This window comes from Fructilactobacillus sp. X2R5C2, from assembly GCF_059901375.1.
Map to the genome: position 1 here is coordinate 285,504 of NZ_JBWXUX010000002.1, position 12,093 is coordinate 297,596.

Consider the following 12,093-nt stretch of genomic DNA (forward strand, 5'->3'; position numbering starts at 1 on the left):
CTTTAATCAAACTGTGACAAGAATCTTAAATCATTAAGGTAGAAGTCACGAATATCATCAACACCGTATTTCAACATGGCAAAACGATCTGGTCCAACTCCGAATGCAAAACCACCGTATACATTACTATCGACTCCAGCCATTTTTAAGACGTTCGGATGTACCATGCCGGCTCCAAGAACTTCGATCCAACCAGTGCCTTTGCATACATCACATCCCTTACCGTTACAATTAAAGCAGGTAATGTCTGCCTCAACTGATGGTTCCGTAAAGGGAAAATAACTAGGTCTCAGTCGAACCTGAAATTTATCACCAAAAAGTTTATGAGTCATCACTTCAAGGGTTCCCTTAAGATCAGCCATCGTGATGTGTTTATCGATCACAATTCCTTCTACTTGATGAAACTGATGCGAATGAGTCGGATCATCAGTATCACGCCTATAAACGACCCCTGGCGAAACCATTTTTAATGGTCCTTTAGTAAAATCATGTTTTTGAAGAGCACGAGCCTGCATTGGTGATGTATGAGTTCTCATAAGAATGTCTTTAGTAATATAAAAAGTATCCTGCATATCCCTAGCCGGATGGTTTTTAGGCAAGTTCATCATTTCAAAATTATAAACTTCCTCTTCAACTTCAGGACCAGAAAGAACCTGGTATCCCATTCCGATAAAAATATCATCAATCTCATCGATGATCTGTTGAATAACATGAGGATGTCCCTTTGGAACTGAATCACCTGGAAGAGTTACATCAATTTTTTCATCCTTTAATTTTTGATTTAAGGCTGCCTGATCTAACTCTACCCTTTTAGAATCAATTGTTTTTGCGAGTTCATCTCTTAATTTATTTGCCAAACTACCAATCTTAGGTCTTTCTTCAACTGGCAATTCAGAAATTCCATGTAGTGCCTTAGTAATTGATCCCTTTTTCCCTAATAAGTTGACCTTTAAATCATTTAAAGTTTTTCCATCTTGAGCTGCTTTAATGTTTTGTAAGCCATTTGTTTTAATTTGTTCCAAGTCTTCTTTTAAAGCCATGACAACCTCCGTTTCCATAAAAAAAGCTTCGTCCCCCAATCAAAGGGACGAAGCATCGCGTTACCACCCAAATTCACACTAAAGTGTGCACTTATAGATGATGAATAACGACATCAACCGAACATTTTTAATATTCAATGCTAACATCAAAAAGCGAATTCAATCGTAACGTTCAATCTCAGCTAATTTGAACTCTCTGTATAAGCCGATCTACTACTTCTTTTATCATTGTATTTATTTAAATATTATAGCAATTTAGCAACATGGTCAAGCTTTATCAGGGTCGCACCACTTGTCTGACCAACCATGAACTTCCTTCATAATAGGCCGTAATTCTTCTCCCTTAGTGGTTAATTGATAATGAGCAACTCCTGAGTTACTACCAGCTTGCTTTTCAACAATTCCTTCATGAGCTAACTCCTTTAAACGTTCAGTTAAAACACGATCACTGCACCCTTCAACCTTGTTAGCCAATTCACGAAAGCGAAGTGGCCCCGCCAACAAAAATGATTCGATAATTAAACCATTCCACTTCTTTCCTAGAATTTGAAAAGCGACCTGAAACTTAGGACATAAATGAATTATTTCTTTATCAGTAAAATTCATCTTCACATCCTCCTAACTTATCTTTTTAACAAACCTCTGACCTTTTTCTTCATTGGTGAAAAGAACTCATCAACAGCAGAATAATCATCAACCAAGGAAACAATCACACTTTCCATGTATTTTGGTCTTGCAAGGGTTAGTCCCCACATATGTTTTAAGATAATATCTTGTTCTTTAGGTGTGATGTCAGTAATTTTCTTGGCATTTCTAAGTGCCACTCGGGGATGAATGTAAGCATGAGTTCCTAAATCAAATTTGGTTGTCCGCCAATCATAATAAAAGAGATCATGTAACAAACCACCACGGGCAGCTGCCCGATAATCCAAATTCATTTTTTTGGCAATTTTATAACTCTCGTACGATACCGCAATTGAATGCTTTAGCCTGGTCGAGTGGTGATGTTGGGTATAATCACCCAATTTTTGAATCTGAGGACTTTCTAATAAATCAGAAATAATTGAAACATACTCAGGGTCATTTTTCCATGATTCAGTTTCCATTTTACATTACTCCAATCTGTCTCTATATTAATTCTACATAATTAGACAAGTCATGTTCAATGATAAAGCCTTACCTTAATAAACAATTTAGCTTTTAATGCGAAACATAATAACCGCAGCCGCAATGGCAACATTTAATGACTCTGCATTTCCCTTAATGGGAATGTATAAGTTATCATTAGTCATTTTTAGTAAGTCTTTATTCATTCCATTTCCCTCGTTACCCATAATTAAGGCAAAATTATCCATTGGCTGGACATCTTGATAATTAATTGCATCTGGATTTAACTCGGTTCCGTATATTTTAACGTGTTGTGCTTTAAATATTTCCATGGCTTTCTTTAAATTCATCCGAATTACAGGCAGATGAAATTGACTGCCCTGCATTGCACGCAAAACTTTACCATTATACTCACTAGAAGTTCCATCACCAAAAATAACACCAGCAAATCCAGCTGCATCGGCAGTTCGCACCATCGTTCCAATGTTGCCTGGATCTTGGACGTTATCAAGTAATAGCCAAGCGCCACTGTCTTTTTGAACGTTAAAACTTTGTTCCTCAATTTTACATACGGCAAAAATCCCCTGAGTCGTCGAAGTATCACTCAATTCAGCGGCAATTTCATCCGATATGACAATAATATTCTCACCAGAAAGATCATCACCATGGGCTAAGTACTGGTCCTCGGTAGCCAAGATGGTCACTACTTGATTTAAATTAAGATAATTAATGGCTTCTTGCACCAAGTGCCAACTTTCAATTAAGTATTCACCACTCTTCTGGCGACCCTTATGCGTGTGCAATTTTTTGATTTCTTTAATGGTTTGATTTTGTTTAGAATTAATTCTTTCCATTTATATTCCCTTTCAAATGAATTAGAATTGAGATAGTTGTCTTCATCATATCACAGTCATAGCTTAAGCTTTTAAGGAGATTAATTTGTTAAACAATCAATCGGTCAAAATAACTGTATCAGGACTCGTGCAGGGAGTCGGATTTAGATATAGTACCAAGGAAATTGCTGAACATTACTCAATCAGTGGCAGTGTTAAAAATATGGCAAATGGAAATGTTTTAATTATTGCAAGTGGCTCTAAACAAAATCTCGATAAATTTATCAATGAGATCAAAACTTCGCCTAATAGCTTTGCTCAAATTCAAAACGTAAAGGTACAACCGGTTAAACTTAACCAACATCCTCGTTCATTTACAATTAAAATATAACTTGAAATTGATGAAATACGCCGATTAGGTTAATATGTAACATGTCACTTAAAAGTTAGGAGTTAACTAAATGAAAAAAATTAAGAAACTGGGCCTTTTCGGTTTTATTGCTATGGTTGGAATATTTCTAACTGGATGTGTAAGAACGGATTCTAAGGGTCGTCCATTTGGATTTGTTTATCATTATCTAGCAATTCCAGGACAACATGTTATGGACTGGTTGGCTCAATATGTTGGTGGTTATGGTTGGGCATTGATTGCCATTACTGTAATCGTTAGAACTCTCCTTCTCCCAATGATGATTAGTCAGATGAAGAAGTCGACGATTCAGCAAGAAAAGATGAATTTGGTCAAACCACAAATGACTAAAATTCAGCAACTTTTAAAGAAAGCCACCACTCAGGAACAACAAGTTGCCTTGAATCAACAAATGATGCAACTTTATAAGGATAATGGCATTAGCATGACCGGTGGGATTGGATGTTTGCCACTCTTGATTCAATTGCCCGTTTTTGCTGCCTTATATGCTGCCATTCGTTACTCACCCGAAGTCTCCCACACCGTTTTCATGGGAATTAAGCTGGGACAATCTAGTATTATATTGGCAATTCTCTCATTTGTAGCATATGCTCTTCAAGGTTATCTTTCCACCGTGGGAATTCCCAAAGAGCAAAAAAAGCAAATGGCTATTATGATGTTAATTAGTCCAATTATGATCTTATTTGTTACCTTATCATCCCCTGCTGGACTAGGAATTTACTTCTTTATTGGTGGATTGTTTGCTTGTGTTCAAACCTTTATTATTAACCTCTCCCGTCCTCGAATCAGGAAGCAAATTAATGAAAAGGCAAAACAAAACCCACCCAAAGTTGTTATTCCAAAAGAATTAGAAGAAGAAATCGAGACTGGTAGCGAGCCAGATTCAAACACCACTTCTAATAACCATAAAAGTTCTGCTAAAACTGAAGTTGAAGAAGAACACGAAAATAACCGAAAACGAAATGCTGGAAAGCAACAACATCATCACGATGAATAACTCAGAGAACCGACAAAAATTTGTCGGTTTTTTTATACAAAAAAAGAACTTCAAAAACCCATGGTGTTTTTGAAGTTCTTTTTTAATTAACCTTTTTTGGCAACTACTTCTTTGCCATCATAGTAGCCACAGTTAGGGCATACAAAATGTGATTTACGTAGTTCACCACAGTTAGGACATGGACTCATGCCAGGAACTGATAAACTGTCATGCGAACGACGCATGTTTCTTCTTGCTTTAGAAGTCTTTCTCTTTGGTACAGCCATTATTCACAACCTCCTCTTAATTTGATTTCCACTAGTGAATTTTTAAGTCTTGTCATCGTCTGAAGGTTTGAAATCCTTTAATTTTGCAAGACGTGGATCAACATTTTTATCTTCTTTCTCCTGACGATTAAAATCGTCTTCAGAAATAACTTCCCAGTCATTCCCTTTAGGCATCCCTTTGCCATTTTGTTCCTCAGGTGAAAGAACCTGCATTGGAATGTTTACAATTACATTGTCAGCAACGGCCTTATCAAAATCAATCAGGCCGCTATCACCAACAATTAATACAACTTCTTCATTGTCATATCGATTAAGTGCCGTCTCAGTTAATACATAAATCTCACTAATGTGAAAATCCATGGGTAACTTAACTGGTGTCAACGATCGTGAAGAAGGAACTGTCACACTTCCCTTTACGTCTGCATCAATAATGATGTCCCCATTATCGGGAGTTGCTTTAGCAGTAACTTCAAAGGGAGTGGAGTCTAGAATTGTTTCTGGATATCGATGAATCAAATCATCTTTTAAATCCACCGTTTCATGAGTCGTAAACGGTTCTCTCTTATATCCAAGGAGCTTTTCAAATGACCACTTCATAATTAAACCTCCAATGCAACACGATTAATTATACATACCATAATTTTTATTGTCAAGGCTCTGTGCTTGATAGCACAATCGCCTAAATCATAATGGGATGAGTGAACTTATCCTGAACTCTACCATTCAACATTCCATATAAAATTCCTGAATGACATTCTATCTCTAACGTCTTATTAAAGGCATCTTTTCCAATTCGGTCAACAATTGGAAATCTAACCGTCTTTTTAACCTGATTCAAATAGTTTCGACCATTCTGATTCATTCCCAAGACACGGATGGCTTGCCTAGGATTCGCCATTTCTGCTTCTGTCATTTGAAACAACGTGTAGACCAACAATCTTTGGAGGCGTGTGTACGTGTATCGTTTAGTTTTAATATCAGTAATAAAAGAATCATAAGTTTGATCTTTTATGGCAGCTTGTTTTAACCGATACTCGAGCCCCTCCCTCATTTGATAAATCCGTCCTAGATCAGACAAACTACTTTGGGTTAATTCATACCTCAGATAAGGCCAAAAATCTGACCAGAAAAGAGGCTTTTCAGTTTCAATATGAACTGAGGAACGAGGAATAAATTTTTGATAGGAATCATCATGAGAACGAATTGCGGAACGAATCGCTTTGCCACTAGCAATCTTACCCGCTAGCTTATCACTATTATGTCCGCTTGCATAACGTTTAATTGGAATGAGCTTTAGCGGGCAACTCAATTGCCGATTAGCCTTAGCATACCAAAATGCCAACGTATCATTTGGCTGATTAAGGTCAATCCCACTCTGTTTTTTAACAGTACGCCGAAATAATTCAGGATAAGTATAGCGATAATCATGAAATTCATTAGATTTCCCAATGGTGACAGTTGCTAATTTCATAAAATCCCAATCACTGTGTTCACTACCAAAGGATAAATATGAACACTCCATACTACTTACAAGATTAACCGCTCGCTGAGCAAAAATACTAGCAGGTTGAACAGCATCCACGATTGGAAGCTCAATCACCAGATCTGCTCCATTTTCTAGGGCCATTTGAGCTCTCACCCATTTATCATAGATCGCAGGTTCCCCTCTCTGGGTCCAATTACCACTCATAAAGACAATGGTAGCATCTGGATGAGTCAATTGTTTAGCCTGTTGTAACTGATAAAGATGCCCATTATGAAACGGGTCATATTCCGATATTATCCCCATCGCTTTCATCATTATTATTCCTCGCTACATACAAAGAACCATCGCGTCGTATCATCATGAACTTCATCATTACCAAAATCACTGCTGACCTGAACATTATTAAATCCAGCAGACTTTAAAGCGTCCTGATATTCAACCAGTGAATAAGTTCGTTCCTTATGGGTCTCATTATATTCATCAAAAGCATCAAGCTCATGATTGTAATCAAAAAATGATAGATCGTGCTCGACCGAATGTGGAACCTTACCAATAAAAGTATTCCACATAAAAGCATGGTCACCATCATTAGTATTAAACATGTAGCCGGGATAAACAATATCAGTCTGATAAGGTGTAATTACGTCAAATAAAAACTTACCATTGCTACTTAAATGGTTTCTCACCTGAGCAAACATCTGCATAACTTGATCAATGTTTGCTAAGTAACAAATTGAATCATCAAAACACGTAATTGCCCCATACTTTAGTAATCCATCTAGCTCAAGCATGTTAGCGTTAATCAACTCAACATCAAAAATTCCATTTTCATTCAAGTGATCATTCGCAATCGCTAACATGTCATCAGATAAATCAGCGCCAGCAACTTGATAACCGGCATTTTTCAATTGAACTAATAGTCGTCCAGTTCCACAAGCTAAATCCAAGATCCGAGCACTTTTAGGAACATTACTCACTACAAAATTACACCACTTTTTATATAATTCATTGTCGAATAGTTCATCATAAAATGATGCAAATTCCCCATAAATCATGCTAGTCTTCACTTATCCAATCGGTAACATCAACATTAGGTGCATCAGACCACAATTTTTCTAAATTGTAAAAGGCTCGTTGTTCACTCTTAAAGATGTGAACAATGATGTCACCCAAATCAATTAAGACCCACGCACCACTATTCAATCCTTCAACACGAAGTACTTCTACGTTTTCTTCATCCAATTTATCAATAATATCATTGGCAATGGCCTTTACTTGACGGGCACTTGGCGCATCCATAATGACAAAGTAACGTCCAACCAACGACAACTTTTCAATATCTAGAACAACGATATCGTGAGCTCGTTTGCTGTCAGCTGTCTCAACAATCCCTTGTAAAACTTTCATATTATTCATAATATCTCCTACTACTTTCCAGCAACAATCACATTAAAAGTTGAAATTGCTCCAGGATAAATTGCTTTTCCATTATTTGCCAAATATGAAATGGTACTCTTAGTTTGGTATTTCACACCATCCCATAGGTTTTGGCGGGTAATTTTCCGAGCTTCATCTACCCCATCAAATTCACGACCAGGTTCAATGTAATCAGCCATATAGGTAATTTGTGCAATCTTATCCATATATGGAGATCCAATTGTATGATATTTAATGGCGTTAAGAATCCGATTGTCATGAATTCCAAGTTCAGACTCAACGATCAAATAACCAACATAACCATGCCAAATTGATCTGCCATAGTTAAGCAATTCGGGATTTAAATGGTGCGATTTAATAATATCGATGAACTCTGAATCAGGACGCTGTTTAGCGTAATCATGAACCAAACCGCTAAGTCCAGCAAGTGTAGGATCAACATCAAATCTTTTTGCTAAATCAATGGCCGTGTCTTCAACTCTTAAACAATGTTGAAACCGTTTGTCTTTTAATGTGTCCTTTAATTTGGCAATAATTTGGTCTCGGTTATACTTAGAATACTTTTGATAATCTAATTTTTCCTTATTCATATAAATGATGCTCCTCAATATAATGTAAAACCTCGTCTGGCAATAAATATCGAACGCTACTTCCATTTTTGATATTTGACCGAATGAGCGACGATGAAATTGCAACCTCAGGAGAATTAATCCAAGTAACGGGATAATCAGTTCCTTTGGAATTTCCTGGACGATTAACTCCCACAAATTTAACCATTTTTATCAAATCATCAATTCGATACCACTTTGGCAGATATTCCACCATATCACCACCAACAATAAAGTAATAGTCAACGTTTGGATGCAACTGCTTTAATTCACTTATGGTATCATAACTGTAACTTTTTCCCCTTCGCTTTATTTCAATCAATTCAATCTGAAATTTAGAATTATTTTTAATCGCCAAGTTAATCATATTCACCCGATCTTGAGCGTCGATGGCCGTTTTATGATCAACGTGCGGAGGACGATAATCTGGCATAAACAACACGGAATCAAGGTTTAATTGCGTCAACGCTTGCTCAGCCATAATTAAATGTCCATAGTGAATCGGATTAAAAGTTCCCCCTAAGATTCCAATCCTTTTACGCATTTATCAATCTCCTATAAATCAGATACTTCAACTGATAACTTACGTGAACTTTCTTTACTAGACTCCTTAAATAATAAGAGAGTCTTTCCGATGGTCTGAACAATTTGAATGTCAGAGTTTTCTTCAATAAATTGTTTTACGTCCTTAACGTCAACATCGGCAGTTTGTTGAATGTTAATCTTAATTAATTCACGATTATCCACCGCGTTTTTTACTTCATCCAACCACGTTTGGTCTAATCCATTCTTGCCAACCGAAAAAATAGGACGCATATGATTGGCCTTTGATCTCAAAAATCGTTTTTGTTTTCCCTTTAAATCCATCATTAAATACTCCTAAAACATTGCTTTCCTAATCAACACTGAAACACCCTTAGGTGCATATCCCGCTACCGTTGATCCCTTTGGTACGGTAATCCATCCTAATCCTTCAATTACTAAGTCACTTCTATCAGTAACTTTAAATTCATGCCTTTGTAACTCTACCACGTTATCTTTTCCAGTAGGTGGGGTTAAAAGTTCCCCAGCGTGTTTATCAAAAAATTCATCTGCATTTTCTAATTTAGTTCTGTGAATCATTAAATTATTATCAGCATAAACCGTAAAGCCGTGGCGTTCACCAGAAATAAAGTCAAACCGTCCAATTGCACCTAAAAATAGTGTTTGTCTTGGATCTAATTGATAAGTTTTGGGCTTAATTCTTTTCTGTGGTGAAACATACTTTAAATCTTTAGAACCTAAGTAATGCGCCATTTGTCCCTCATGAATTACTCCTGGCGTATCAATTAGTTCCTTTCCATCTTCTAAAGGAATTTTAATTAAATCAAGTGTCGTACCAGGAAACTTAGAAGTCGTAATAACCTGTTTCTCGCCGGTACTTTGTTGAATGATCTGATTAATTAAAGTTGATTTTCCGACATTCGTCACACCTACAACGTAGACATTACGACCTTTTTGATGCTTGGAAATTGCCTTTAGTAAATCATCCACAGACTGATTGGTTTTAGCCGAAACCAATTCAATATCAATCGGGCGAATCCCGTTTTTATTGGCCATCTGCCGCAACCAATCCTTAACTTTATTATGGTTAAAAGACGATGGAAGTAAGTCAGACTTATTACCAACTAGAATGATTGGGTTTTTGCCCACAAAACGTTGAATTCCAGGAATCATACTTCCATCAACATCAAAAACATCCACTACATATACTACCAGTGAATTAGTTTCACTAATTTTACTCAATAATTTTAAAAATTCATCGTTAGAAACACGACTCGGTTCAATTTGATTGTAGTGACGCAATTTAAAGCAGCGTTGACAATACAATTTCCCGGAATCGATTCCCTTCTTAATAGCAGAAGTTGGGGTATAACCAACGGCATCTGGATCAGTATCCTGAATCTCTGCTCCACATCCGATACAATATAGGGGTTCCTTACTTTCATCGTTATTCATTAATCAATATCATCCTTCCACTTCAAATCATCATACTTGCGCATCAATTTAGTGTAAACAAAGGCCTCAAAAAAGCGATTAATACGCGTATTCCATGCATCTGAAGTAACCAAGGGCTTTACTAAGATACTTCGAATTCTAGTATTATTAGCTGCCCAAATATCCGTTAAAATCTGATCACCAACCATCACAACTTGACTGCGCTTTAAATGATACGTTTTAAGAGCCCGTAAAATACCAAAAGTTAGTGGCTTTAAAGCTCGGGCTACAAATGGTAATTGAAGACTATTCAACGCTTTTTCAATCCGTTCGCGATTATTATTAGAAACAACGATTACTCTGATCCCATAATCACGAATTCGTTCTAACCATTCATGTAACTGAACGGTCCCCTCAGGATTGTTCCATGGAATTAGAGTGTTATCTAAATCAGTTAAAATCGCACTAATCCCATAACTTTTAAGTTTTTCTGGGGAAATTTGATAAATATTATTAACCATCCAAGTTGGTTTGAATAATGATAGCATATAAACCTCTCTGTAAATAAGAATTGATGTTTCTATTTTAAATCATTTATGTATAGATTGGGAGCATCCCAATCCGATAAAAAAACTTCCACCAAACAAAAGCGGTGAAAGTTTTTTAGCTTATTTTAATGCTGCTTTGGCTTTTTCAGCTAGTGCAGAGAAAGCATCCGCATCGTTAACTGCTAAATCAGCCAACATTTTTCTGTTCATATCAATGTTAGCAAGCTTCAATCCATGCATGAATTTACTGTAACTCAAACCGTTGTTTCTAGTAGCGGCATTGATTCTAGCAATCCAAATTTTTCTGAAGTTACCCTTGTTGGCACGACGGTCACGAAAGGCATACTCTTGTGACTTCATTACTTGATCTTTAGCAGTTTTGAACAAACGATGCTTAGCACCGCGATATCCTTTAGCTAATTTAAGAACACGTTTACGACGATTACGTGTGGTAGTTCCACCTTTTACTCGTGGCATATTAAAATCCCCCTATACAAACTATATTATTCGCTTATTTTTGTAGTAATTCTTTGTAAGTCTTCAAGTTTGACTTAGCCATCATACGTGTTCCACGTAAGTGTCTACGTTGCTTCTTAGTTTTACCGTGGAAACGGTGACTAGTGTAGGCATGACCACTCTTTAGGCCACCATTAGCAGTCTTTCTGAAACGTTTAGCAGCAGCACGATTTGATTTCAATTTTGGCATATTATATTCCTCCTCATCGATTCATAACTCAGCTCACTGAATTATTTCTTTTCATTCTTACTTGGTGCAAGCATTAAGAACATACTTCGGCCATCCATCTTTGCTCGTTGAGTAACATCGGCAACATCAGAAGTAGCCTCAGCCATCTTATTAAGAACATCTCTTCCAATACTTTTATGAGTAATGGCACGTCCCTTAAATCTAATAGAAACACGAACACGTTCGCCCTTTGTTAAGAACTTCTTTGCATTCTTGAGCTTAGTATTAAAATCATTACTATCAATTGTAGGACTTAATCTAATTTCTTTAACGCTAACCGTCTTTTGACGCTTACGAGCTTCACGCTCTTTCTTTTGACGATCAAAACGATACTTCCCGTAATCAATTATTTTAGCTACGGGTGGTTTAGCCTTAGGAGCAACTACAACTAAATCCAAATTAGCCTCTTCAGCAATTGCTAAAGCTTCCTTAGTAGATTTAATTCCTAATTGATCTCCATTAGCACCGATTAATCTCAATTCACGGGCATGGATGCCCTCGTTAACCATCTTATCTCTTGCTATGGTAATTCACCTCCAAGTAATTTTAAGCAGAAAAATAGCGGATGCCACAAAGCACCCGCTACACCTAAAAATATTAGGACTTTCATTCGTAGATT

19 protein-coding genes and 2 other annotated features (1 of these 21 cut by a window edge) are annotated in these 12,093 nt (G+C 36.7%); of the genes, 2 read left to right on the forward strand and 17 right to left on the reverse strand.

Annotated features, from left to right (window positions below):
* Positions 1 to 2: 2 nt before the first annotated feature.
* From pheS to AC6UD2_RS04010, 4 genes are all read right to left on the reverse strand, one after another.
* On the reverse strand, positions 3 to 1,040 hold the full coding sequence (gene pheS / locus AC6UD2_RS03995; RefSeq protein ID WP_010021563.1) for a phenylalanine--tRNA ligase subunit alpha: 1,038 nt from the start codon (positions 1,038 to 1,040) through the stop codon (positions 3 to 5).
* A gap of 40 nt (positions 1,041 to 1,080) precedes the next feature.
* Positions 1,081 to 1,278: a binding site (T-box leader), on the reverse strand.
* 29 nt (positions 1,279 to 1,307) lie between these two features.
* Complete coding sequence (locus AC6UD2_RS04000; RefSeq protein WP_500698098.1) at positions 1,308 to 1,646, reverse strand: winged helix-turn-helix transcriptional regulator; 339 nt, start codon at positions 1,644 to 1,646, stop codon at positions 1,308 to 1,310.
* A gap of 17 nt (positions 1,647 to 1,663) precedes the next feature.
* The gene (locus tag AC6UD2_RS04005; protein ID WP_010021565.1) at positions 1,664 to 2,146 is read right to left on the reverse strand and encodes an HDIG domain-containing metalloprotein; all 483 of its coding nucleotides are present in this window, start codon (positions 2,144 to 2,146) and stop codon (positions 1,664 to 1,666) included.
* Positions 2,147 to 2,233: 87 nt separating this feature from the next.
* Entirely contained in the window at positions 2,234 to 3,001 is a 768-nt protein-coding gene (locus AC6UD2_RS04010; protein ID WP_010021566.1) for a TrmH family RNA methyltransferase, read from the reverse strand.
* A gap of 85 nt (positions 3,002 to 3,086) precedes the next feature.
* Between AC6UD2_RS04010 and AC6UD2_RS04015 the strand changes: the two genes are divergently transcribed.
* Together AC6UD2_RS04015 and yidC are read left to right on the forward strand one after the other, a co-directional pair.
* Entirely contained in the window at positions 3,087 to 3,371 is a 285-nt protein-coding gene (locus tag AC6UD2_RS04015; protein WP_010021567.1) for an acylphosphatase, read from the forward strand.
* Between the two features lie 70 nt (positions 3,372 to 3,441).
* Positions 3,442 to 4,407 (forward strand): membrane protein insertase YidC, encoded by a 966-nt coding sequence (yidC, locus tag AC6UD2_RS04020; protein WP_500698099.1) that lies wholly within the window; start codon positions 3,442 to 3,444, stop codon positions 4,405 to 4,407.
* Positions 4,408 to 4,493: 86 nt separating this feature from the next.
* Here the strand turns inward: yidC and rpmF are convergent, their stop codons facing one another.
* From rpmF to infC, 13 genes are all read right to left on the reverse strand, one after another.
* On the reverse strand, positions 4,494 to 4,673 hold the full coding sequence (gene rpmF / locus AC6UD2_RS04025) for a 50S ribosomal protein L32 (protein WP_010021570.1): 180 nt from the start codon (positions 4,671 to 4,673) through the stop codon (positions 4,494 to 4,496).
* 42 nt (positions 4,674 to 4,715) lie between these two features.
* Complete coding sequence (locus AC6UD2_RS04030; RefSeq protein ID WP_039143925.1) at positions 4,716 to 5,270, reverse strand: YceD family protein; 555 nt, start codon at positions 5,268 to 5,270, stop codon at positions 4,716 to 4,718.
* 82 nt (positions 5,271 to 5,352) lie between these two features.
* Entirely contained in the window at positions 5,353 to 6,474 is a 1,122-nt protein-coding gene (locus AC6UD2_RS04035) for a nucleotidyltransferase (protein WP_500698100.1), read from the reverse strand.
* A 2-nt stretch (positions 6,475 to 6,476) separates the two neighbouring features.
* The gene (locus tag AC6UD2_RS04040; protein ID WP_500698101.1) at positions 6,477 to 7,214 is read right to left on the reverse strand and encodes a class I SAM-dependent DNA methyltransferase; all 738 of its coding nucleotides are present in this window, start codon (positions 7,212 to 7,214) and stop codon (positions 6,477 to 6,479) included.
* Position 7,215: 1 nt separating this feature from the next.
* Entirely contained in the window at positions 7,216 to 7,575 is a 360-nt protein-coding gene (rsfS, locus tag AC6UD2_RS04045) for a ribosome silencing factor (RefSeq protein WP_039143918.1), read from the reverse strand.
* A gap of 11 nt (positions 7,576 to 7,586) precedes the next feature.
* Positions 7,587 to 8,186: a bis(5'-nucleosyl)-tetraphosphatase (symmetrical) YqeK gene (gene yqeK, locus AC6UD2_RS04050; RefSeq protein WP_500698102.1), complete on the reverse strand. Its 600-nt coding sequence runs from the start codon at positions 8,184 to 8,186 to the stop codon at positions 7,587 to 7,589.
* A complete protein-coding gene (locus AC6UD2_RS04055) occupies positions 8,179 to 8,748 on the reverse strand; it encodes a nicotinate-nucleotide adenylyltransferase (RefSeq protein WP_500698103.1) in 570 nt (189 codons plus the stop codon). The genes yqeK and AC6UD2_RS04055 overlap by 8 nt, the downstream gene beginning before the upstream one ends.
* Before the next feature lie 11 nt (positions 8,749 to 8,759).
* Positions 8,760 to 9,071, reverse strand: a complete 312-nt coding sequence (gene yhbY / locus AC6UD2_RS04060; RefSeq protein WP_500698149.1) for a ribosome assembly RNA-binding protein YhbY — start codon at positions 9,069 to 9,071, stop codon at positions 8,760 to 8,762.
* A gap of 12 nt (positions 9,072 to 9,083) precedes the next feature.
* The gene (gene yqeH, locus AC6UD2_RS04065; RefSeq protein WP_500698104.1) at positions 9,084 to 10,202 is read right to left on the reverse strand and encodes a ribosome biogenesis GTPase YqeH; all 1,119 of its coding nucleotides are present in this window, start codon (positions 10,200 to 10,202) and stop codon (positions 9,084 to 9,086) included.
* A complete protein-coding gene (locus AC6UD2_RS04070) occupies positions 10,202 to 10,747 on the reverse strand; it encodes a YqeG family HAD IIIA-type phosphatase (protein WP_328284172.1) in 546 nt (181 codons plus the stop codon). Before AC6UD2_RS04070 ends, yqeH begins: the two co-directional genes overlap by 1 nt.
* A gap of 102 nt (positions 10,748 to 10,849) precedes the next feature.
* Positions 10,850 to 11,206, reverse strand: coding sequence for a 50S ribosomal protein L20 (rplT, locus tag AC6UD2_RS04075; protein WP_010021582.1), 357 nt, complete (start codon positions 11,204 to 11,206; stop codon positions 10,850 to 10,852).
* Between the two features lie 34 nt (positions 11,207 to 11,240).
* A complete protein-coding gene (rpmI, locus tag AC6UD2_RS04080; protein WP_010021583.1) occupies positions 11,241 to 11,435 on the reverse strand; it encodes a 50S ribosomal protein L35 in 195 nt (64 codons plus the stop codon).
* A 41-nt stretch (positions 11,436 to 11,476) separates the two neighbouring features.
* A complete protein-coding gene (gene infC, locus AC6UD2_RS04085) occupies positions 11,477 to 11,983 on the reverse strand; it encodes a translation initiation factor IF-3 (protein ID WP_010021584.1) in 507 nt (168 codons plus the stop codon).
* 38 nt (positions 11,984 to 12,021) lie between these two features.
* Positions 12,022 to 12,093, reverse strand: a sequence feature (ribosomal protein L20 leader region); it runs 53 nt beyond the window's last position.

Bases quoted from the DNA above. Each gene is read 5' to 3' on its own strand.
- pheS (WP_010021563.1), bottom strand. From the start codon at position 1,040: ATGGCTTTAAAAGAAGACTTGGAACAAATTAAAACAAATGGCTTACAA.
- AC6UD2_RS04000 (WP_500698098.1), bottom strand. From the start codon at position 1,646: ATGAATTTTACTGATAAAGAAATAATTCATTTATGTCCTAAGTTTCAG.
- AC6UD2_RS04005 (WP_010021565.1), bottom strand. From the start codon at position 2,146: ATGGAAACTGAATCATGGAAAAATGACCCTGAGTATGTTTCAATTATT.
- AC6UD2_RS04010 (WP_010021566.1), bottom strand. From the start codon at position 3,001: ATGGAAAGAATTAATTCTAAACAAAATCAAACCATTAAAGAAATCAAA.
- yidC (WP_500698099.1), top strand. From the start codon at position 3,442: ATGAAAAAAATTAAGAAACTGGGCCTTTTCGGTTTTATTGCTATGGTT.
- rpmF (WP_010021570.1), bottom strand. From the start codon at position 4,673: ATGGCTGTACCAAAGAGAAAGACTTCTAAAGCAAGAAGAAACATGCGT.
- AC6UD2_RS04030 (WP_039143925.1), bottom strand. From the start codon at position 5,270: ATGAAGTGGTCATTTGAAAAGCTCCTTGGATATAAGAGAGAACCGTTT.
- AC6UD2_RS04035 (WP_500698100.1), bottom strand. From the start codon at position 6,474: ATGATGAAAGCGATGGGGATAATATCGGAATATGACCCGTTTCATAAT.
- AC6UD2_RS04040 (WP_500698101.1), bottom strand. From the start codon at position 7,214: ATGATTTATGGGGAATTTGCATCATTTTATGATGAACTATTCGACAAT.
- rsfS (WP_039143918.1), bottom strand. From the start codon at position 7,575: ATGAATAATATGAAAGTTTTACAAGGGATTGTTGAGACAGCTGACAGC.
- yqeK (WP_500698102.1), bottom strand. From the start codon at position 8,186: ATGAATAAGGAAAAATTAGATTATCAAAAGTATTCTAAGTATAACCGA.
- AC6UD2_RS04055 (WP_500698103.1), bottom strand. From the start codon at position 8,748: ATGCGTAAAAGGATTGGAATCTTAGGGGGAACTTTTAATCCGATTCAC.
- yhbY (WP_500698149.1), bottom strand. From the start codon at position 9,071: ATGGATTTAAAGGGAAAACAAAAACGATTTTTGAGATCAAAGGCCAAT.
- yqeH (WP_500698104.1), bottom strand. From the start codon at position 10,202: ATGAATAACGATGAAAGTAAGGAACCCCTATATTGTATCGGATGTGGA.
- rplT (WP_010021582.1), bottom strand. From the start codon at position 11,206: ATGCCACGAGTAAAAGGTGGAACTACCACACGTAATCGTCGTAAACGT.
- rpmI (WP_010021583.1), bottom strand. From the start codon at position 11,435: ATGCCAAAATTGAAATCAAATCGTGCTGCTGCTAAACGTTTCAGAAAG.
- infC (WP_010021584.1), bottom strand. From the start codon at position 11,983: ATGGTTAACGAGGGCATCCATGCCCGTGAATTGAGATTAATCGGTGCT.